20 protein-coding genes are annotated in these 20,654 nt (G+C 71.9%); 9 read left to right on the top strand and 11 right to left on the bottom strand.

Going from position 1 to position 20,654, the window contains the following annotated elements; translation table 11 throughout:
- Positions 1 to 13: 13 nt before the first annotated feature.
- Positions 14 to 2,266 carry a transglycosylase domain-containing protein gene (locus tag Mco01_RS17160; RefSeq protein WP_239103678.1) on the bottom strand — a complete coding sequence of 751 codons (2,253 nt, stop codon included), beginning with the start codon at positions 2,264 to 2,266 and terminating at the stop codon, positions 14 to 16.
- 85 nt (positions 2,267 to 2,351) lie between these two features.
- Positions 2,352 to 2,831 carry an Lrp/AsnC family transcriptional regulator gene (locus Mco01_RS17155; RefSeq protein ID WP_036332404.1) on the bottom strand — a complete coding sequence of 160 codons (480 nt, stop codon included), beginning with the start codon at positions 2,829 to 2,831 and terminating at the stop codon, positions 2,352 to 2,354.
- 96 nt (positions 2,832 to 2,927) lie between these two features.
- Between Mco01_RS17155 and hppD the strand changes: the two genes are divergently transcribed.
- From hppD to Mco01_RS17140, 3 genes are all read left to right on the top strand, one after another.
- Positions 2,928 to 4,031 (top strand): 4-hydroxyphenylpyruvate dioxygenase, encoded by a 1,104-nt coding sequence (hppD, locus tag Mco01_RS17150; protein ID WP_204057887.1) that lies wholly within the window; start codon positions 2,928 to 2,930, stop codon positions 4,029 to 4,031.
- A gap of 64 nt (positions 4,032 to 4,095) precedes the next feature.
- Positions 4,096 to 4,602: an RDD family protein gene (locus Mco01_RS17145; protein ID WP_204057886.1), complete on the top strand. Its 507-nt coding sequence runs from the start codon at positions 4,096 to 4,098 to the stop codon at positions 4,600 to 4,602.
- 60 nt (positions 4,603 to 4,662) lie between these two features.
- Positions 4,663 to 6,135: a M1 family metallopeptidase gene (locus tag Mco01_RS17140; RefSeq protein WP_204057885.1), complete on the top strand. Its 1,473-nt coding sequence runs from the start codon at positions 4,663 to 4,665 to the stop codon at positions 6,133 to 6,135.
- A gap of 9 nt (positions 6,136 to 6,144) precedes the next feature.
- Here the strand turns inward: Mco01_RS17140 and ilvA are convergent, their stop codons facing one another.
- The 4 genes from ilvA to Mco01_RS17120 all read right to left on the bottom strand — a co-directional run bounded on the left by ilvA (position 6,145) and on the right by Mco01_RS17120 (position 10,316).
- Positions 6,145 to 7,359 carry a threonine ammonia-lyase gene (gene ilvA / locus Mco01_RS17135; protein WP_204057884.1) on the bottom strand — a complete coding sequence of 405 codons (1,215 nt, stop codon included), beginning with the start codon at positions 7,357 to 7,359 and terminating at the stop codon, positions 6,145 to 6,147.
- A gap of 62 nt (positions 7,360 to 7,421) precedes the next feature.
- Complete coding sequence (locus Mco01_RS17130) at positions 7,422 to 8,069, bottom strand: LysE family translocator (protein WP_239103677.1); 648 nt, start codon at positions 8,067 to 8,069, stop codon at positions 7,422 to 7,424.
- Positions 8,070 to 8,148: 79 nt separating this feature from the next.
- Entirely contained in the window at positions 8,149 to 9,123 is a 975-nt protein-coding gene (locus Mco01_RS17125) for an ROK family protein (RefSeq protein ID WP_239103676.1), read from the bottom strand.
- Positions 9,120 to 10,316 (bottom strand): FIST signal transduction protein, encoded by a 1,197-nt coding sequence (locus Mco01_RS17120; protein WP_036332416.1) that lies wholly within the window; start codon positions 10,314 to 10,316, stop codon positions 9,120 to 9,122. The genes Mco01_RS17125 and Mco01_RS17120 overlap by 4 nt, the downstream gene beginning before the upstream one ends.
- A gap of 156 nt (positions 10,317 to 10,472) precedes the next feature.
- On the opposite strand from Mco01_RS17120, the gene Mco01_RS17115 reads away from it, so the two are divergent.
- Positions 10,473 to 11,882: a sigma 54-interacting transcriptional regulator gene (locus Mco01_RS17115; RefSeq protein ID WP_239103675.1), complete on the top strand. Its 1,410-nt coding sequence runs from the start codon at positions 10,473 to 10,475 to the stop codon at positions 11,880 to 11,882.
- A 58-nt stretch (positions 11,883 to 11,940) separates the two neighbouring features.
- Positions 11,941 to 13,893, top strand: coding sequence for a vWA domain-containing protein (locus Mco01_RS17110; protein WP_036332895.1), 1,953 nt, complete (start codon positions 11,941 to 11,943; stop codon positions 13,891 to 13,893).
- Between the two features lie 52 nt (positions 13,894 to 13,945).
- Here the strand turns inward: Mco01_RS17110 and Mco01_RS17105 are convergent, their stop codons facing one another.
- The 3 genes from Mco01_RS17105 to Mco01_RS17095 all read right to left on the bottom strand — a co-directional run bounded on the left by Mco01_RS17105 (position 13,946) and on the right by Mco01_RS17095 (position 16,062).
- A complete protein-coding gene (locus Mco01_RS17105) occupies positions 13,946 to 14,350 on the bottom strand; it encodes a DUF6292 family protein (protein WP_204057882.1) in 405 nt (134 codons plus the stop codon).
- 92 nt (positions 14,351 to 14,442) lie between these two features.
- Positions 14,443 to 15,114 (bottom strand): GNAT family N-acetyltransferase, encoded by a 672-nt coding sequence (locus tag Mco01_RS17100; RefSeq protein WP_204057881.1) that lies wholly within the window; start codon positions 15,112 to 15,114, stop codon positions 14,443 to 14,445.
- A 21-nt stretch (positions 15,115 to 15,135) separates the two neighbouring features.
- On the bottom strand, positions 15,136 to 16,062 hold the full coding sequence (locus Mco01_RS17095; protein WP_204057880.1) for a GntR family transcriptional regulator: 927 nt from the start codon (positions 16,060 to 16,062) through the stop codon (positions 15,136 to 15,138).
- Between the two features lie 110 nt (positions 16,063 to 16,172).
- Here Mco01_RS17095 and Mco01_RS17090 point away from each other — a divergent pair, with 110 nt between their 5' ends.
- The 3 genes from Mco01_RS17090 (at position 16,173) to Mco01_RS17080 (ending at position 17,340) form a co-directional block, all read left to right on the top strand.
- Positions 16,173 to 16,397, top strand: coding sequence for a hypothetical protein (locus Mco01_RS17090; RefSeq protein ID WP_204057879.1), 225 nt, complete (start codon positions 16,173 to 16,175; stop codon positions 16,395 to 16,397).
- A gap of 109 nt (positions 16,398 to 16,506) precedes the next feature.
- Positions 16,507 to 16,764, top strand: a complete 258-nt coding sequence (locus Mco01_RS17085; protein ID WP_204057878.1) for a hypothetical protein — start codon at positions 16,507 to 16,509, stop codon at positions 16,762 to 16,764.
- Positions 16,765 to 16,908: 144 nt separating this feature from the next.
- A complete protein-coding gene (locus tag Mco01_RS17080; protein WP_204057877.1) occupies positions 16,909 to 17,340 on the top strand; it encodes a hypothetical protein in 432 nt (143 codons plus the stop codon).
- Positions 17,341 to 17,344: 4 nt separating this feature from the next.
- Here the strand turns inward: Mco01_RS17080 and Mco01_RS17075 are convergent, their stop codons facing one another.
- Positions 17,345 to 18,127, bottom strand: coding sequence for a CGNR zinc finger domain-containing protein (locus Mco01_RS17075; protein ID WP_204057876.1), 783 nt, complete (start codon positions 18,125 to 18,127; stop codon positions 17,345 to 17,347).
- Between the two features lie 51 nt (positions 18,128 to 18,178).
- Here Mco01_RS17075 and Mco01_RS17070 point away from each other — a divergent pair, with 51 nt between their 5' ends.
- Positions 18,179 to 19,402, top strand: coding sequence for an MFS transporter (locus Mco01_RS17070; protein WP_204057875.1), 1,224 nt, complete (start codon positions 18,179 to 18,181; stop codon positions 19,400 to 19,402).
- A gap of 24 nt (positions 19,403 to 19,426) precedes the next feature.
- On the opposite strand, the gene Mco01_RS17065 is transcribed toward Mco01_RS17070, so the two are convergent.
- Positions 19,427 to 20,569, bottom strand: coding sequence for a cystathionine gamma-synthase (locus Mco01_RS17065; protein ID WP_204057874.1), 1,143 nt, complete (start codon positions 20,567 to 20,569; stop codon positions 19,427 to 19,429).
- Positions 20,570 to 20,654: the final 85 nt, after the last annotated feature.

Below are 20,654 nucleotides of genomic sequence, written 5' to 3'. Positions count from 1 at the left end.
CGTCCGGCGGGGGTCAACCTGCGGGGGTGACGGTCGTGGGCGGGGGCTCGCCGTCGGAGCCGGCGCCCTCTCCACCACCGTCTCCGCGGCCGTCTCCGCCGAGGCCGGTGCCGTCGCCCGTACGGCCGTTGCCGTCGGGTGGACCGATGTCGCCGGGCGGGTTCCCCGGCGGCGTCTCCTGCGCCGGCCCGCCACCCGGGCCGCCACCCGGCCCGCCGCCCGGGCCGCCGCCGGGCCCGGCGCCGGGGCCCTGCGAGGGGTACGGCGCCGAGGGGTCGCCCTGGCCGGGGAACGTCGTCTGGCCGCCCACCTGGTCGGGCCGGGCCGCCGAGTAGCCGTCCCAGTAGTTGTAGGGGTCCCAGGTGACCGGGTCGGGGAACTGCTTGACCGGCTTGCCGTCCATGGCCTCGGTCATGAACGCCTTCCAGATCTGCGCGGGCAGCGACCCGCCGAACAGCTCGCCGTAGCCGGGGACGCTCACCGGCTTGTTGTCGTCGCGGAACATGTTCACGGCGACGGCCATCTGCGGCACGAAGCCCGAGAACCAGACGGCGGACGACTTGTCGGTGGTGCCGGTCTTGCCGGCGACCGGACGGTCCCACAGGCGGGCCGCGGTGCCCGTCCCGCCGCGCACCACCTGCTCCATGGCGTACGTCGCGTCGGCCGCCGTCTCCTCGCGGAAGGCCCGCCTGGCGGGCGCGGTGATCTTCCGGGTGACGCCGCGGGCGTCGGTCACCGACCTGATCACGTGGGCGTCGTGGTGGACGCCCAGGGCGGCGAACGTCGCGAAGCCCGAGGCCTGCTGGACCGCGCTGACGGAGGCGACGCCGAGCGGGAAGGTGGCGGCCGACTCGTGCGGCGTGAGCTGATCGGCGGGGATTCCGGCCGCCTCCGCCATGGCGGCCACCTTGCCGAGCCCGACCTTCTGCCCCAGGTCGACGAAGGCCGTGTTCACCGAGTTGCGGGTCGCGTCGACGAGGTTGATCTCCGGCCCGTACGACGTCCCGCCCGAGTTGGGGATGTCGGCGTTGCCGATGCGGATGGGCGAGTTGCCGTACACCAGGGTGTCGAGGCCGAAGCCCGCCTCCAGCGCGGCCGCGAGCGTGTACGGCTTGAACGTGGAGCCGGCCTGGACCTTGGCCGAGAACGCGTTGTCGTACTGGTTGGTCTCGTAGCGGCCGCCGTAGAAGGCCACGACCTCGCCGGTCGCCGGGTCGACCGCGGCCAGGCCGGTGCGCACCTTCTTGGGCGTGCCGTCCGGCAGGACCGACTTCACGGCCTGCTGGGCCAGGCCCATCAGCTTCTTGTCGAAGGTGGTGGTGACCTTCAGGCCGCCCTGGTTGATGTCCTCGTCGGTGTACCCGAGCCGGTTGAGCTCGGCCCGGACCTGGGCGAGCATGTAGCCGTTCTGGCCGCCGAGCGACAGCGGCGCCTTCTGTCTGGCGAGCGTGGGGAAGGCCAGCCGCTCGGCGTCGTCCCGGCTGAGCGCCCGGATCTGGACCATGCCGTCGACGACCGACCTCCACCTGGCCTGGACGGCCACCAGGTCGTCCCCCTTCGGGTCGGCGAACCGGGTGGGCTGCTGGATCACCGCGGCCAGGTAGGCGCCCTGGGCCGTCGAGAGGTCCTCGACGTTCACGCCGAAGTAGGCCTTGGCCGCGGCCTGGACGCCGTACGCGCCGCGGCCGAAGTAGATCGTGTTGAGGTACCGCTCCAGGACCCAGTCCTTGGGCTTCGACCCGTCCACCTTCAGCGCGATCATGATCTCTTTGAGCTTGCGCGAAATGGAGCGTTCCTGGCCGAGGCCGCTGTAGTAGTTGCGGACCATCTGCTGGGTGATCGTGGACCCGCCCTGGAGCTGCCGCCCGGTGATGGTGGACCACATGGCCCGGGCCGTGCCGGACAGCGACACGCCCTGGTCCTGGTAGAACGTCCGGTTCTCGGCGGCGATCACGGCGTCGCGGACGCTCTTGGGCACCTCGGAGATCGGCACGTTCTTGCGGTTGACGCCCTCGGTGGCGAGGACGGTCCTGCCGTCCCGGTAGTAGATGACCGAGCCCTGCGCGGTGGCGAGCTGCTGGGCGCTGTCGGGGATCGGCGTGAGCACCCACACGAGGCCGAGGAACGCGGTGAGCCCGAGAATCATCGCGCCGAGGACGACAAGCAGGACCCGTGGCAGCCGCCGGCGCCGCCGCGGCTTCCCGGCGGCGCCCTCCTCGACGGCCGGGATGACCGGCTCCGTGGGGCGTTCGTCGCCGCTGTCCACCCGTTTCCCCCCGATACGTCCGCTTGCGCCCGTGAGCTGGGCGGATGCAACCACGGTAAACGATGGACCACGATGGTGGGCAACCTCAGGCGCCGGTCCGGCCGCCCGCGGCGGCGACGAGCGGCAGCGTCCGGTACGGCACCGGGGTGTCCAGGGCGATCACCGACGAGGTGCGCACGACGCCCTGGACGTCGACGATGCGGTCGATGACGCGCTGCAGGTCGGCGTTGCTGCCGGCGACCACCCGGCAGAGCATGTCGCCGCCTCCGGTGATCGTGTGGACCTCCAGGACCTCGGGGATCAGCGCGAGCTGGTCGGCCACCGGCACGTGCCCGGACACCTGCCGGATCTGCAGGGTCACGAACGCGGTGACGTCGAAGCCGAGGGCGCCCGGGTCGACGTCCGGGCCGTACCCGGTGATCACGCCGCGGGCGGCCAGCCGGTCGAGCCGCGCCTGGACCGTCCCCCTGGCGACGTTCAGCCGCCGCGAGCTCTCGAGGACCCCGATGCGCGGCTCGGCGGCCAGCAACGCGATGAGCCGGGCGTCGAGCTGATCAATCGTCACACCGTCCTCCTTCCATCCGGACCAGGCTCTGTGCAGATTGTCCACTGATTCAGCTCACTGTTGCACAAATTGGGCACCTCGGCTGAGAGTTGTCATATGAACGATGTCTTTCCGGTGCACGGCATGGATGCGGTGGTCTTCGCCGTGGGTAACGCCAAGCAGGCCGCCCACTACTACTCGACCGCTTTCGGGATGCGGCTCGCGGCCTACCGGGGCCCGGAGACCGGCAGCCCCGACGAGGTGGCGTACGTGCTGACGTCGGGCGCGGCCCGGTTCGAGCTGAGAGGCTCGGTGCGCCCGGGCACGTGGCTCGCCCGGCACGTGGCCGACCACGGGGACGGCGTCATCGACCTGGCACTCGACGTGCCCGACGTGGAGGCGGCCTACCGGCACGCGCTGGAGCAGGGCGCCCGCGGCCTCGCCGAGCCCCACGTCATGGAGGACGAGCACGGCAAGATCGTGGTCGCGGCCATCGCCGCCTACGGCGAGACCCGGCACACCCTGATCGACCGGTCGAACTACAACGGCCCCTATCTGCCCGGATACGTCGCGGCCGAGCCCATCGTCGCGGCCCCCGACGTGCGGAACGGCCGGTTCTTCCAGGCCGTCGACCACTGCGTGGGCAACGTGGAGCAGATGGACGAGTGGGTGGAGTTCTACGAGCGGGTCATGGGCTTCACCAAGATGGCGGAGTTCATCGGCGACGACATCGCGACCGAGTACTCGGCGCTGATGTCCAAGGTCGTCGCGGACGGCACCCGCAAGGTGAAGTTCCCGCTCAACGAGCCCGCGGTCGGCAAGAAGAAGTCGCAGATCGAGGAGTACCTCGAGTTCTACGGCGGCCCGGGCGTGCAGCACATCGCGCTGGCCACCAACGACATCCTCGCCACCGTCGACCACATGAGGAAGGCGGGCGTCGAGTTCCTCGACACGCCCGACTCGTACTACGACGACCCGGCGCTGCGCGCCCGGATCGGCGAGGTGCGGGTGCCGGTCGAGGAGCTCAAGAGCCGGCGCATCCTCGTCGACCGGGACGAGGACGGCTACCTCCTGCAGATCTTCACCAAGCCCGTGGTGGACCGCCCGACCGTGTTCTTCGAGCTCATCGAGCGGCACGGGTCCCTCGGCTTCGGCAAGGGCAACTTCAAGGCCCTGTTCGAGGCCATCGAGCGCGAACAGGCCCGCCGCGGCACCCTGTGACACCGCACACAGGCTTTGCCCTTCGGCGGCTTTGCCCGGGCGGCGGCGTGGTGACCAACCAGCCATGGGAGCACCGCCGCCGCCTCCGGGCGGGCCGTACGAGCCGCAGGTCCCGTGGTCTCCCCTCCCGCTGGGGAAGACGGCCCCGCCGCTGGCCGGCCGCTGGCGCCGCCTGTTCGCCGGCATCGCCGACGGTGTGATCGTCTCGCTCGTCTCGGCGCCGTTCACCTGGAGCAGCTGGCGGATGGCCTGGAGCCCCGCCACGGGGTCGTTCACGAGCGTCCGGGTGACCCACGCCGCCCTGGCGGGGGTGATCGCCTTCCTCTACTACTGGGCGCTCCAGTCGTTCTGGCGGGGACGGACCCTCGGCAAGGCGCTGTTCGGCATGCGGGTCGCCCGGGACGACGGCGAGCCGGCCGGGCCGGGGCGGATCGCGGTCCGCCAGCTCGTGGAGGTCGTCCTGGGCTGGCTGTGCTGTCTCGGCCTGGTCAATCTGGCCTGGATCCTGTTCGACCGGCGCAAGCAGGCGCTGCACGACAAGGCGGCCGGGACGCTCGTGGTCGACACCTGACACATTCGGCCCTGTCACGTCCCTGACCTGCGAGATTGTTCGCGTATGGTGGACGGACCTATGTCTGCGAACCGTTACCCCATCACGCTTTCCCTGACCGCCGCGATCTCCGCCGTACTCCTCGGAGCCGGCGCGGCCTGCGCCGCGTCCGAGGGCGCGGCCGCCGCGCCGACGCCCACGCCTGACGGCGCCCTCGCCTCGGGGGGCGCCGCGCGCGCCGCGAGCGGGACCGCCGGCGCGCCGGGGATCGGCGACCCCGACTTCCCGACCGACGGCAACGGCGGGTACGACGTCGGGCACTACGGGCTCACCCTGTCGTACGACCCGGCCACGAAGCGGCTGGCGGGCAGCGCCGCGATCACGGCGACCGCCACGCAGGAGCTGTCGTCGTTCGACCTCGACCTGCACGGCCTCACGGTCGGCAAGGTGACGGTCGACGGCGCGGCGGCCGCCTTCGCCCGCCGGGGCGACGAGCTGACCCTCACCCCGTCCCGAGCGATCGGCAAGGGCGCCTCCTTCGAGGTCGTCGTCGACTACTCCGGCGTGCCCGACCCCGTGCACGGCGACCGCGACCTCGGGACGTACGGCTTCATCGCCACCAAGGACGGGTCGTTCGTCACCTGTGAGCCCAACGGGGCCAAGACGTGGTTCCCGTCCAACGACCACCCGGCCGACAAGGCCACCTACGACTTCCGGCTCACGGTGCCCCAGGGCGTGACGGCCATCGCCAACGGCGAGCTCGACGGCGCCCCGGTGACGAACGGCGGCCGCACCACCTTCGTGTGGCACGAGCGGCACCCGATGGCCTCCTACCTGGCCACGATGACGACCGGGAAGTTCGAGGTGCGGACGGGCAAGACGGCGGCCGGCGTGCCGGTGTACGCCGCCGTCGACCCGGCCTTCCACTCCTCGCTGAACGACCTGTACACCCGGAGCGCGGAGATCACCGACTACTGGTCCACCGTCTTCGGGCCGTACCCCTTCTCCTCGACGGGCGGCGTGATCGACGACTTCGCCGCGGGGTACGCGCTGGAGAACCAGACCAAGCCGATCTACGGAGGGTTCCCGCCGGAGTCCGGGATCGTCGCCCACGAGCTGGCCCACCAGTGGTTCGGCGACAGCGTGAGCATCACCCGCTGGCGCGACCTGTGGCTGAACGAGGGCTTCGCCACGTACGCCGAGTGGCTCTGGGCCGAGCACAAGGGCGGCGACACGGCCGACGCGGAGTTCCGCCGCTACTACGCGAACGCCGCCGACCCCATGTGGGCGTATCCGCCCGGGACGGCCCGCCCCGGCGACCTGTTCAACGCCTCGGTCTACAACCGCGGCGCCATGACGCTGCACGCCCTGCGCAAGTCGATCGGGGACGCCACGTTCTTCGCGCTGCTGAAGAAGTGGACGGCCGACCACCAGTACGGCAACGCCACCACGCCCGAGTTCGTGGCGCTGGCCGAGCAGATGTCGGGCAAGAAGCTCGGCGGCCTGTTCGACGCCTGGCTGTCCCAGCCGCGCCGCCCGGCCGACGTCCCCTGATCTGGAAGGTCAGGAGAAGAAGAGCTTGTAGCCGTCCCGGCGCAGCGCGCCGAGCACCTCGTCGCAGTGCGCCGGGCCGCGGGTCTCCAACTGCAGCAGCACCTCCGCCTCCTCCACCTGCAGGCGGGCGCCGACCCTTTCGTGGACCACGTCGAGGACGTTGGCCCCCAGTTCGGCCAGCCGGCCGAGGAGCGCCGCCAGCGCGCCCGGCCGGTCGGTCAACCGGATGCGGAAGGCGAGGTAGCGGCCGGCCGCGGCGAGCCCGTGCCGCAGCACGCGGGCCAGCAGCAGCGGGTCGATGTTGCCGCCCGACAGCACCGCCACGACCGGCGGCTCGAACGCGTGCGGCTGGTCCAGCAACGCGGCCACGCCGGCCACCCCCGCGGGCTCCACGACCAGCTTCGACCGTTCGAGGCAGAGCAGCAGCGCCCGCGACAGCGACTCCTCCGAGACCGTGACCACGCTGTCCACCAGGTAGTGGATCAGCTCGAACGGCAGCTCCCCCGGCCGTCCGACCGCGATGCCGTCGGCCATGGTCGAGGCGGGCTCGACCATCACGGGGTGGCCCGCGGCCAGCGACTCCGGATACGCCGCGGCCCGCTCGGCCTGCACGCCGACCACCCGGATGCCGGGCCGCAGGGACTTCACCGCCAGGGCGACGCCCGCCGCCAGCCCGCCGCCGCCGATCGGCAGCACGATCGTGGCCGCGTCGGGGAGCTGCTCCACGATCTCCAGCCCGACCGTCCCCTGCCCGGCCACCACGTCCGGGTGGTCGAAGGGGTGGATGAACACGGCCCCGGTCTTGTCCGCGTGCTCCCGCGCGGCCTGGAGCGCCACGTCGACCGTGTGCCCGGCGAACACCACGTCCGCGCCGTACGCGCGGGTGGCCTCGACCTTGGGCAGCGGCGCGCCGTGCGGCATGTAGACCGTGGCCTTGGCGCCGACCAGCGCCGAGCCCAGCGCCACGCCCTGGGCGTGGTTGCCCGCGCTCGCGGCCACGACGCCCCGCGACCGCTCCTCCTCGCTCAGCCGGGCGATACGCACGTACGCGCCCCTGACCTTGAACGACCCGGCGCGCTGGAGGTTCTCGCACTTGAGGTGGACCGAGCCGCCGACGGTCTCGGACAGCACCCGGGAGTGGACGACGGGCGTCTGCGCCGCCACACCCTTCAGCAGCTCGCGTGCGGCGACGACGTCGTCGTACGTCACCTGTGGGACAGCCATGTCCGCAGTCTCCCACCTCACGGGGCCGCGCCGTGCGGGCCCTCCGGCGCGTCGCGCGGGCCCTACGAGGCCGTGACGACCGCGGGCGGCCGGTCGACCGCCAGCTTGACGGCGAAGGCGCCGAGCATCGTGCCCATGACGTACCGCTGGAGCCGCAGCCAGCTCGGCCGGGTCCCGAGGAAGGCGGCCAGGCTCGCCGCCGTCAGCACGATCACCGTGTTGACGAGCATGCTGACCGCGATCTGCACGGTCCCGAGGGCGAAGCTCTGAGTCATCACGTGCCCCTCGGCGGGGTCGACGAACTGCGGCAGCAGCGACAGGTACAGCACGGCGGCCTTGGGGTTCAGCACGTTGGTGACCAGCCCCATCGTGAACAGCCTGCGGGTCGAGTCGGGGCGCAGGTCCCTCGGCTGGAAGACCGACACCCCGCCCGGGCGCACGGTCTTCCACGCGAGGTGGAGGAGGTACGCCGCGCCGGCGAGCTTGATCGCCAGGTACGCCTCCGGGACCAGGGCGAACACGGCCGTCAGCCCGAGGCAGGAGGCCGCCAGGTACACGAGGAAGCCGGCCGCCACCCCGCCGAGCGACACCAGGCCGGCCCGGCGGCCCTGGCTGATCGACCGCGAGACCAGGTAGATCATGTTCGGCCCGGGCGTGAGGACCATGCCCAGCGCGACCAGCGCGATCCCGGCGAGTGCCCCGATGCTCACAGAAGATCCCCCTTCGTCACCCTCACCCTAGATCGCCCCCGTACGGGCGGCCAGGCCGGGGTGGGCGATCACCGGGGCGTCAGGGGGCGGACCAGTAGCTCTCGCCGGCGAGGACGAGCGCGGCCGCGCCGATCAGGCCGGCGTCCTGCCCTAGGGACGCGGGCACGACCCTCACCCGGCTCGCGAACGCCATCCGCGTGTGCTCGCGCAGCGCCTCCTCCAGGGGGCCGAACAGCAGCGGCCCGGCCTGGGAGAGCCCGCCGCCGATCGTCACGACGTCGAGGTCGCACAGGTTGACCGCCGAGGCGATCGCCGTCCCGAGCGCCCGTCCCGCCCGGTTCATCGCCGCGACGGCGACCGGGTCCCCCGCCGCGGCGTCCGCGGCGAGCCTGCGGGCGGTGGCGGTGCCCGCCTCCTGGTAGAGCCCGTCGTCGTCCTCTGGGCCCGGGCCCGGCGACCAGCCCTGCTCGACGGCCCAGGCGGCGAGGCCTGGGCCGCGGGCGATCGCCTCCAGGCAGCCGCAGCCGCCGCACCGGCACGGGGGGCCGCCGGGGTCGACGACCACGTGGCCGATGTGCCCGGCGTTCCCGGTGCCGCCGTCGATCAGGCGCCCGCCGAGGATCAGGCCGCCGCCGACCCCGGTCGAGACCACCATGCCGAGCATGTTGGCGCTGCCGCGCCCCGCGCCCCGCCAGTGCTCGGCGACCGCCAGGCAGACGGCGTCGTTGTGGATGCGGACCGGCACGCCGGGGAAGCGCGCGGCCAGCCGCGCCCGCAGCGGGAAGCCGCGCCAGCCCGCCATGTTGAGCGGGGACACCTCCCCGTCGGGCCAGGTCATCGGGCCGCCGCAGCCGATGCCCACCCCCGCGGGGCGCCCCGGCATGCCGAGGCCGTCGAGCAGGTCCGTCAGCGTCTTCCAGAGCGTCTCCGCCTCGCCGCCGGACGGGGTGGCCGCCCGTTCCGAGGTCTCCAGCCGCCCGTCCGGGCCCACCAGGCCCACCGCGAACTTCGTCCCGCCGATGTCGACGGCCAGCGTCAGGCCGTCCGCCGTCACCCGGCCACCCGCCGGTCGCCGGCGCCGGAGGAGAAGACGAGGAGGGACGCCGTGAAGCCGTGGACATGGTTGTGCCCGCCGACCGGGCCCATCTCGCCGGCCGCGAAGAACCCGGCCACGCCGATCGGCCCGAGCGTGTCGCGCACGGCGAGCGCGTCGTGGTCGGCCGAGCCGAACATCGCCGAGCCCCGGCCGTTGCAGGAGAACAGCAGCGCCCCGTCGGCCCGCCCGATGCGCTCCATGTGGGCGTCGAGCAGCTCGTAGAGGTCCTCGTCGGCCGCCTCGGCGTCCCTGACCTGGAACCGGACCGTCCTGCCGATCTCGACCACGTCGCCGATCGCCACCGCCTCGCGCTCGGGGTCGATGCCGACGACGCCGCGGATCAGGAAGTCGCCGCGCTCGTGGCGCTCGGCGTACTCGTCCATCGCGATGCCGATCTGTAAACCGGAGGCCACCAGCTCGCGGTCGGACTCGTCGAGCGCGCTGACGATGTCCTCCAGCCGGGCCAGCGCCGGCTGACCGGCGAGCTCCAGCAGCACGTTGTCCTCGGCCCCCGTGACCACCATGGACGGCCCGATGGGACGGCATCCCTGGCTCACGACCGTGTCGACCCGCACCGGGCCGCCGATGATCGCGCCGATCGCGCCGCCCTCGTGGACCTCGCCGTCCGCGAACAGCCGGACCGACCCGCGCCCCTGCAGGCCGTTGGCGAGCCCGCCGACGATCGGCAGGCTGTCGAGCACCTCGCTGGAGTGCTCGATGAAGGCGTCGGTGGGGAAGCTGTAGGGGTCGGCCAGCATGATCGCGACCTGGTCGTCCGGCTCCCGCTCCGGGAGGCCGACGACCACGAACCGGTCCTCGGTCCGCAGCGTCTCCAGGGCGAACGTGGTCACCCTGGCGCCGCCGAGCGAGGCCGCCCAGGCGCTGACGGCGGGCTTGAGCTCGACGCCCTGGCCGTCCCCGATGACCCCGGTCGCGCTGCAGCCGATCACGTGGGCGCCGGGCACGGTCTCCATCGCGCGGCGTCCCGCACGGCTCACGTCCTCGGGGTCGTCCCCGCAGATGAAGAAGCACACCAGGTCGGGCGGCCCCGACAGGCCGGCCAGGGCCCGCCGGATCGCGCCCTCGGCCGCGTCCACCAGGTCGGCGCCCACGGCGAGACCGTCGGCGAAGCGGCTTGTGATCACCGCCATCGTCTCGCCTCCTCTTGTCGCCACCAGTAATCGTCCTTGCCGGATTCTCCCCACTGGGAGGACTTCAACGCACGGACCCCGCACGCAATCGGCGGATCCGCGCGGATGCGGGAACCGGGATGCCGCACGCCCCGGCGGGGACGTAGTCTCGACACCGTGCACAAATCGCCCACGCCTGCCTCCAGCACTCTGCGTGAACTGCGCGAGAGTGGACACCGTTACCGCACGGTCAAGGCCGAGATCCGGGAGAACCTCCTTTCCCGGCTGCGGGACGGCGAATCCCGATTCCCCGGCATCGTCGGCTTCGACGAGACCGTGCTGCCCCACCTGGAAAGGGCCCTCATCGCGGGGCACGACCTGGTGCTCCTGGGCGAGCGCGGCCAGGGCAAGACCCGGCTGATCCGCACGATCACCGGGCTGCTCGACGAGTGGACGCCCGTCGTCGCCGGATGCGAGATCAACGACCACCCCTACGAGCCGGTCTGCGTGCGCTGCCGCCGCGTCGCCGCCGAGTTCGGCGACGACCTGCCGATCGCGTGGAAGCACCGCGACGACCGGTACGGCGAGAAGCTCGCCACCCCCGACACCTCCGTCGGCGACCTGATCGGCGACGTCGACCCCATCAAGATCGCGGAAGGCCGGACGCTCGGCGACCCCGAGACGGTCCACTACGGCCTGGTGCCCCGCACCAACCGCGGCGTCTTCTCCGTCAACGAGCTGCCCGACCTGGCCGAGCGCATCCAGGTCGCGCTGCTGAACGTCCTCGAGGAGCGCGACATCCAGGTCCGCGGCTACAACCTGCGGCTCCCGCTCGACATCCTGCTGATCGCCAGCGCCAACCCCGAGGACTACACCAACCGCGGGCGGATCATCACCCCCCTGAAGGACCGGTTCGGGGCGGAGATCCGCACCCACTACCCCCAGTCGATCGAGGACGAGCTCGTCCTGATCCGCCAGGAGGCGGACCTCGACGATCTCGGCGCCGACCTGCCCGACCACCTGGTGGAGGTCATCGCCCGCTTCACCCGGCTGGTCCGGGAGTCGACCGCGGTGGACGCCCGCTCCGGGGTGTCCGCCCGGTTCTCGATCGCCGCCGCCGAGACGGCCGCCGCCTCCGCCGTACGGCGGGCCGCGCTGACCGGGGAGGAACGGCCCGTCACCCGCGTGTGCGACCTGCCCGGCGTGGTCCACACGCTGCGCGGCAAGGTCGAGTTCGAGGTCAGCGAGGAGGGCCGGGAGATCGAGGTGCTCGCCCACCTGCTGCGCCGCGCGACGGCCGAGACCTTCCGCGGCACGCTCGGCGGCACCGACCTCGCGCCGCTGCTCGACAGGTTCGGCAAGGGCGCCCAGGTCGAGTCGGGCGAGCTCGTCGCGGCCCACGAGCTGCTGCGCCGGATCGGCCGGGTCGAGGGCCTGTCCAAGGTCATGGCCCGCCTGGGCATGGGCGAGGGCGACGAGTCCCCCGGCCACGCCGCGGCGGCCCTGGAGTTCGCCCTCGAAGGGCTCTACCTGATGCGCCGGCTGTCGAAGGACGAGGTCGCCGGCGGAGCGGTGTACCGCACGTGATCCCCCCGACCACCGCCGGCCGCCCCGTCCGCAGGGCACGAAGGGAGCGGTGACCGAGGTGTCCTACTTCTATCGGGAGTACCACGACGGGCCGGATCCGCTGGCCCCGCCGTACGACGTGCGCTCGGCCCTCGACGAGATGGGCGACGCGATCCTGTCCGGATCGACCCCGCTCGACGCGCTGCGCGACCTGCTGCGGCGGGGGCTGCCGGACGCCCCCGGGCGGCGCGGCCTGGAGGACCTGCTGCGCCAGGTGCGGCAGCGCCGCCGCGAGCTGCGGGACAACACGCGGCTCGACGGGACGCTGGAGCGGGCGCGGGCCCTGCTCGACACGGCCATCGGTCAGGAGCGGGCCGAGCTGTTCCCCGACCCCTCCGACGACGCCCGGTTCCGGGAGGCGGCGCTCGACGCGCTGCCCTCGGACACCTCCCGCGCGATCCAGGAGCTGTCCGAGTACGACTGGCGCTCGCCCGCGGCCCGGCAGACGTTCGAGGAGCTGCGGGACCTGCTACGCCGGGAGGTGCTCGACAGCCAGTTCCGCGGCATGCGGGACGCGCTGGCCAACCCCGACCCGGCCGCCATGGAACGCGTCCGCCAGATGATGACGGACCTGAACGACATGCTCGACCGGGACGCGCGGGGCGAGCACACCCAAGACGACTTCGACCAGTTCATGCAGAAGTACGGGGACATGTTCCCCGAGAATCCGCAGAACCTGGAGGAGCTGGTCGACCAGCTCGCGCGGCGCGCCGCCGCGGCCCAGCGGCTGCTGGCGTCCCTCACGCCCGAGCAGCGCGAGGAGCTGGCCGGGCTCATGGAGCAGACCCTCCAGCAGGCCGGGCTGGCGGAGCAGATGCGCCGCCTCGGCGACGCGCTCTACTCCCGCCGTCCCGACCTGTCCTGGGGGGCGCCGGAACGGGTGTCCGGCGACGACCCCATGGGCATGGGCGACGCCGTCTCGGCCCTTCAGGAGCTCGCCGACCTGAGCGACCTGGAGACCGCCCTCCGGCAGGACTACCCCGGCGCCCGGCTCGACGACATCGACGAGGACGCCATCCGGCGCGCCCTCGGCCGTTCCGCGGTCGACGACCTGGAGGCCCTGCGGCAGGTCGAGCGGGAGCTGGAGGCCCAGGGGTACCTGCGCCGCAACCGCGGCAAGCTGGAGCTCACCCCCAAGGCCGTACGGCGTCTCGGGGAGACCGCTCTTCGGCGGGTGTTCGCCTCGCTCGACTCCGGACGGCGGGGCGACCACGACCAGCGGGACGCCGGGACGGCCGGCGAGCTGACCGGCACGAGCCGGCCCTGGCGGTTCGGCGACGAGCAGCCGATCGAGGTCGTCAGGACGGTGGTCAACGGCGTCCGGCGGGCCGGGCGGCCGCCCGGCGGCGCCGTCACGCTGACCGTGGACGACTTCGAGGTGGCGGAGACCGAGCGCAGGTCCGCCGCCGCGGTCTGCCTGCTGGTCGACCTGTCGTACTCGATGGCCCTGCGCGGCACGTGGGCCGCGGCCAAGCAGACGGCGCTGGCGCTGCAGGCGCTGGTGGCCTCGAAGTTCCCCCAGGACGCGGTGCAGATCATCGGCTTCTCGAACTACGCCCGGGTGCTGCGGGCCGACGAGCTGGCCGGGCTCGAATGGGACATGGTCCAGGGCACCAACCTGCACCACGCGCTGCTGATCGCGGGCCGCCACCTCGACCGGCACCCCGACTTCGAGCCGGTCGTGCTGGTCGTGACCGACGGCGAGCCGACCGCGCACCTGATGCGCAACGGCGTGCCGCGCTTCGAGTGGCCGCCGTCGGCCGAGACGCTGGCGCTGACCCTCGCCGAGGTCGACAAGATGACCCGGCGGCGGGCGACGATCAACGTCTTCATGCTGGCCGCCGACGACCGCCTGCGGGACTTCGTCGACGAGCTCGCCCGGCGGAACGGGGGGCGGGTCTTCGCCCCCAGCGCCGACCGTCTCGGCGAGTACGTCGTCAGCGACTTCCTGCGCACCCGCCGCTCCCGCTGACCGTCCGCGTCCCCTCGGCCCGCGCCGAGGGGACGGGGACGAACGCTGGAGGTCAGACCGGCAGTGCGGCGTACGAGGCGAGGTCCGCGTCGAACCCGTCGTGCAGGTCCGTGAAGGACCTGTAGACGAGTCGCGTGCCGCTGCCGTACCGCGCGTCGTCGAGGAGCCCGACGACGTCGGCGGGGCGGGGCAGGACGCCGCCGCCGAGGTAGCGGATGCCTTCGAGCCGGGTCCGCACGCCCTTCTCACCGCTGACGAACCGGCCGTGCCGCCAGCCGGTCTCCTCGTCCCAGACGAGAGCGTCGCCGTCCACCAGTCTCACCGTGGCGTCGCGAGGGTCGTACGGGTCGTCCCACCACTGGAGAACGCGGGCGCCGAGGGCTTCCGCGACCTGCGCGACATAGGCGACAGGGAGGCGCAGCCACGCATGGCTGTACGGTGCGGGCGTGACAATCATCTATGGTCATCCTTGCGCCGAGCGGGGCGGTTTCCCCGCTTAAGGAACAGACAGCGGCATCGTACGGGATACGAGCCACGCCCTCAGACCACTTACCTCTGAAGCGCCGGTGTTTTTACGCTACCCTCGGCGGCCCGAGTAGTAGAACCATTTTGCGGCAAGGTAGAAAAATTCTTCGCCTCATGCCGGGCGCATCTCACGGCTTCCCCTCCGCCTGCTCGACCGGTGTCGACTCCTCGCTCGAAGAGGGCCGCGGAGGGATATCCGGCCAGATCCGGCCTTTCAAGAACTTTGTCCGGTATGTACCCTTTAAAGTGGAACTGCTGTCGCAGATAGTAATGGTGAAGCTCGACGTTGGTCGTCCAGGCGTCCAACCGGATCCAGGGGAGATCGCGCTGCACCGCGTGAACGCAGGCCATGCCCAGCAGCCTGACCCCGATCCGCAGGCCCATGTATCCAGGCCGGACCATCAGGCGCTGGACGTACAGCGCCGGCTCCCGGCCCCCCTCGGTGCCCGTCCAGAGATTTCCCGCGTCGTAATCGAGCAGAGATATCGTCGCGACCGCCCGGCCGCCCTCACATAAAAGCCAGGTTTCACGCCTGACGATTCCGGAGAGAATTCGGCCTCGTTGTCGTCGTTCGTCGGGCCACGGATTCTGCCACTGATCGCTCCCCCGTGACGCCAGCCAGTTCGCGATTTCCTGTCTCATCGCCAGCAGGGTGTCGAGGTCCTCGTCGACCGCAAGGCGCACATGGAACGGCATTCAGAGGCTCCATCCCCGGTTTCAGGGGTCGACGTGGAAGGCGGACACGTCACCGATCTCGTAGGCCAACTGGGTGCTGTCTCCCGCGTACACGTTCATCGTGAGGCGGATCGGGCGCTCCACCGAGTACGCGATGCGAAACATCTCCAGCACCGGGACTCCGGGCCCCAGGCTCAGTTGGACGGCCTCCGTCTGCGTCGGCATCCGGCTCAGCACCTCGTCGCGGTAGCCGGCCTGGACGTGACCGCGTCGCGCCATCTCCGAAATCGTCCCGTACGGGATGTCCACCGGCGACATCAAAGCCGTGCCCTCGGCGATGTCCATGGGATAGAAGGACTCCTGGATCGACCACGGACGACCGTCGATCAGGCGCAGCAGGCTGCGGACCACCACCAAGGTGCCCTCGTCCAGCTGAAGACGGGCCGCCACCTCGGAGGAGGCGGTGCGCACCTCCATCCGGAAGCCGCTCTGATCGGGATTGCGACCGGCGGTCAGCACGGCGGCGTTGAAGGCGTCCCTGTCGCTCTTGTCCGCGGCTCCTTCCTCCGCCGACGCGAGGACCAGGAAGGGAGTGCGCTCCCGGACGAACGTCCCGCGGCCTTGACGCGCTTCGACGAGTCCCTCGTTGGCGAGCGAGGCGAGCGCCAGCCGGACCGTGTTACGCGAGACCCGGAAGGTCTTCTCGAGTTCGGGTTCCGATGGAAGCTGAGCCCCGGGCCGCAGGATTCCGCCGGTGATTTGCGCGCGCAGAGCGGCCGCCACCTGCCGGTAGAGCGTCTCGGGCATCCCACCTGACTCCCTTCCGCTCGGCAGGATCGAGCGACCCCCACGCGAGTACACATAGATTGCCATACCGTTCCAACCATGCCAATGACTGGCATAAGGCCCACTGGTACCCATGAGCATCAGGAGACGTATCTGCACTACAAGAACGACGACAAGAACCATTCCAACCATGATCACTTCGAGGACTGGTTAGTATCGCTGATCGTTAAAGCGCAAATTAACAGCGGAATACATTCGACACCGAATCGGACCGTACAGAGGGCGGGTGTGACGTGTATGACGCCGTCGTGATCGCGGCACTTGTATTGGTAATCAACGTCGTCCTGGCGTTCTTCGCCGTGGTGCTGGGAATCCATCTGGAAGACGGCCGGGGTTCGCTCGCCGACGAACCCTCCGGCCTCATCACCGCCGGCACGCGAAGCGTCCTGCGCGTCTTCTCCACCTCGGACGTCGCGGTCCGGCCGCCGGACGACGGCGCCCTTCGCGACAAGGATTGATTTCGGCGCCCGCAGCCCGGTCGGACGAAGAGGTTCACGTGTGGCGCGCCGTCTCCCATCAGATTTCCCTCGGGAGAGTCGCTCCCGAGCGTCCACACGGAGTCCGGCCATGTCCGATGCGGTTTTCATCGCTGCGTTCGTGATCTCAGGTGCCGCCATCGGAGTTCTCGGCGTCCTGGTATTCGGCATCCATTATGAGGAGAGCAGGAAGTCGGTGACGGGGGAGCCGCCCGGGCCTTTCAGCAGGACCACCAGACGCGTGCTCGGACTGTCCGTGGACCACACGGCCTGCCGGTACGTGACCAATCCCCAGTACCGGTGCCCCGTCTGCCGCCAGTCCGGGGTGAACGAGCACGAAAGGCGATGAGGCGACGACGGACCGGCGTCGCGGCGTACGGCGCCCCGGGCCGTCTCCGTCGGGCCGATCTCCCGCGGCGGGACGCACGTCCGTGACCCGCCCTGTACGGAGTGGAGCTGCCGTTCCGATCACTCAGGCGATAGCCTCAGGCGCATGTCGTTTCCCGACAAGCTGCTGCTGTGGCTGCACATAGGCTTCGCGATCTTCGCGATCGGGCCGCTGACCGCGGTCACGAGCGTCACGCCCCGATACATCCGGGCGGGTGAGGTCAGCGTCCTGCGCTACCTGAACCGCTCGACCCGGCTGTTCGGGCTGCTCACGCTCGGGGTGTTCCTGTTCGGGCTGCTGCTGGGCCGCAGCGCGCTGGCCCAGCCGTACCTGTCGGCCTCGATGACGCTGTTCATCGTGGCGGCGGTCATGCTGGTCATCATCGATCGGGACCAGCGCTCGGCCATCCTCGCCCTGTCGAGCGAGTCGCGGGAGGACGACGCCAAGGTGCAGACGGGCCGGATCGCCGCGCTCGCCGGCATCACGGCCCTCATCTGGCTGGTGATCCTCTTCCTGATGGTCTTCTTCAACTCGTAGATGGTCAGCTACCGGTGTTCGCCGTTACGCCGGTAGCACGCCGCGCCCGGCGCCGTTCGGTGAGACGGCGGGACTTGGCCTGCGCGCCGCAGTCCGCCATCGCGCACCAGCGGCGGGAGCCGTTACGCGTGATGTCGAGGAACAGCCAGCCGCAGCCCCCCTCGGCCACGGGGCATACCTTGAGGCGATCCAGGTCCACGGTGGACAGGAACTCCACGGCCGCGCTCGCGAGACGGTCCGGGACCAGCAGCGCGGGCGCGGTGCCGACGACCAGGCGGGCCGCCCGGCCGGGACGGCCGTCCAGGACGAGCGCCGACCGCGCGGCGGCCGTGGCCCACCGCAGGGCGAGACGCTCCAGCGCCGGCCCCGGGTCCGGCGCCCGCCCCGCCACCGGCGACGTCCCGGCTCCCTCGGACGGCGCGTCCCCCGCCGCCGACAGCGTTCCATCCCCTCCAGTCGGCGTCCCGGCCCCCTCGGACGGCGTGCTGTCCGCCGCGGCCGGCAGGCGGGCCGACAGGACGGCGTAGACGGCCTCCCGGATCTCCAGGGCGGCCCGCCACGCCTGAGCGGCCGAGTCAGGCGCGGCCCGCCAGGCGGCGGCCACCTCCCCCGCCTCCCGCTCGTCGAGCACGTCCACCCGCCGCGCCCAGGCCAGCAGCTCCTCCGGCCCGGGCAGGTACTCGTGGTGGCCGGACCCGTCCGGCGTCCGCGGGGCCACCGTGTTCACCAGGTCGAGCACGAGATGACCGCCGACGATCCGCAAATCGGAGTTGTGCGTCTCATCCATGTTTGCCATGCTACCACCTAAGAGACTTTTACTGGTAGCAAAGGAGTTGTAATGGACCGCCTCGGATCGGATCGCCGGGCGACGTGGGCCCTGGTCACCCTCGCCACGGCGGCCTTCGCGTACGTCACGGCCGAGCTCCTGCCCGTCGGGCTGCTCACGGTGATGGCGGCCGACCTGGACAGGTCGCCGTCCGAGACGGGCCTGCTGGTCACCGGGTACGCCGTGGTGGTGGTGCTGGCGTCGCTCCCGCTCACCCGGCTGACCCGGCGGGTGCCGCGCCGCAGGCTGCTCACCGTGACGCTCGCGGTCTTCTCCGCGGGAGCGCTGCTCAGCGCCGTCGCGCCGAGCTACCCCGTCCTGCTCGGCGGGCGGCTGCTGATCGCGCTGACCCAGGCCCTCTTCTGGTCGGTCGTGGCGACCACGGCGACCGACCTGTTCCCCCCGGCCCTGCGGGGACGGGTGGTGGCCCGGCTGGCGATCGGCAACTCGCTCGCGCCCGTCGTCGGCGTCCCCGCCGGCACGTGGCTGGGCCAGCAGGCCGGCTGGCGGACCTCGTTCGCCGTCATGGCCGCCGTGGGGCTCGCCGTCTGCCTCACCGTCGCCCTGCTGCTGCCGGCGGACCGCGTGAGGAGCCACGAGGCCGGCCGGGGCACCGAGCCCGACGGCCGCCGGTACGCGATCCTCCTCGTCGCCACCCTGATCGCGGTGACCGGTTTCCTGACCGCCTACACGTACATCACGCCGTTCCTGCTGGAGGTCGGCGGGTTCGCCCCGGCGGCGCTGAGCCCGCTGCTGCTCGCCGGGGGGATCTCCGGCGTGATCGGCACCCTGGCCGTCGGGCCCTTCCTCGACCGGCACCCCCGGGGGACGCTGCTCGTCCCGCTGGGCATGGTGACCTGCGCGCTGGCCGCGCTGTACGCCCTGGGCGGGGTGAAGCCGGCCGCGGTCGTGGGGCTGTGCGTCATGTCGATCGGCTTCAGCGCCATGGTGACCTCGCTGCAGAACCGCACGCTGCACGTGGCGCCGGGCAGCACCGACCTCGCCTCGGCCGGGATCAGTTCGGGGTTCAACGTCGGCATCGCGACCGGCTCGCTCCTCGGCGGCGCCGTCCTCGACGGCGCCGGAGCCCGGGACCTGACCGCGACGGGAGCGATGCTGACCGCCGCGGCGCTCATCGTGCTGCTCAGCGAGCGGTGGCTGGCGCCGGCCGGCCGGCGGGCCGTGCCCGAGCCGGCGGCCGCGGCGGGGACCCCGGTCGCCGGCCCCTGCCGCTGACCGGGTACGCCGGCCGGCGAGGTGTCAGCCCAGGGCCTCGGACAGGTCGGTCAGCAGGTCGTCGATCGTCTCGATGCCGACCGACAGCCGCACGAGGTCGGCGGGGACCTCCAGCGGGGACCCGGCGGCCGAGGCGTGCGTCATGCGGCCCGGGTGCTCGATCAGCGACTCGACGCCGCCCAGCGACTCGCCCAGCGTGAAGAGCCGGGTGCGGTTGCAGACCTCGACCGCGGCCTCCTCGCCGCCGGCGACCCGGAAGGACACCATGCCGCCGAAGCGCCGCATCTGCTTGGCCGCCACCTCGTGGCCGGGGTGGTCGGGAAGCCCGGGGTAGAGCACCTGCGTCACCCGCTTGTGCGACAGCAGCAGGTCGACGACCCGCTCGGCGTTGTCGCAGTGCCGCTCCATGCGGACGCCCAGCGTCTTCAGCCCGCGCAGCGTGAGCCAGGCGTCGAACGGCCCGGCGACGGCCCCGATCGCGTTCTGGTGGTAGGCGAGACGCTCCCCCAGGTCGGCGGAGCGGGCCACCAGGGCGCCCCCGATTACGTCCGAGTGGCCGCCGACGTACTTGGTGGTCGAGTGGACCACCACGTCGGCGCCGAGCGCGAGCGGCTGCTGCAGGTACGGCGAGGCGAAGGTGTTGTCCACGACCAGCAGGGCCCCGGCGTCGTGGGCGATCTGGGCGAGCCCCGCGATGTCGGCGACGTTGAGCAGGGGGTTGGTGGGCGTCTCGACCCAGATCACCCGGGTGCTGCCGGACCGCACCGCGGCCCGCACGGCGGACAGGTCGCCCAGCGGCACCGGGTCGAACGACACGCCCCACGGCTCCAGGACGCGGGAGAACAGCCGGTAGGTGCCGCCGTACGCGTCGTCCGGGATCAGCACGTGGTCGCCGGGCCGGCACACCGCGCGCAGCAGGGTGTCCTCGGCGGCCAGCCCCGACGCGAACGCCAGGCCCCGCGCGCCGCCCTCGACGGCCGCGACGGCCTCCTCGAGCGCGGTCCTGGTGGGGTTGGCGGACCGGCTGTACTCATATCCCGCGCGCAACCCGCCCACGCCGTCCTGCTTGTACGTGGACACGGCGTAGATGGGGGGCACGACCGCGCCCGTATGCGGATCTGCCTCCTGGCCGGCGTGCACGGCCAGGGTCTCGAAGCCATGGTTCATGGGGTCGAGCGTAGTCGCCCGTCCCCCCTGCTCCTGGCGGCCCGAGCACCCCTAGCGTCCTATTTGTTGTAGATCGTCCGACCCA

This window comes from Microbispora corallina, from assembly GCF_016863035.1.
In the GTDB taxonomy this organism is placed as follows: Bacteria; Actinomycetota; Actinomycetes; order Streptosporangiales; family Streptosporangiaceae; genus Microbispora; species Microbispora corallina.
This window is presented reverse-complemented; position numbering and strand designations above follow the sequence as displayed.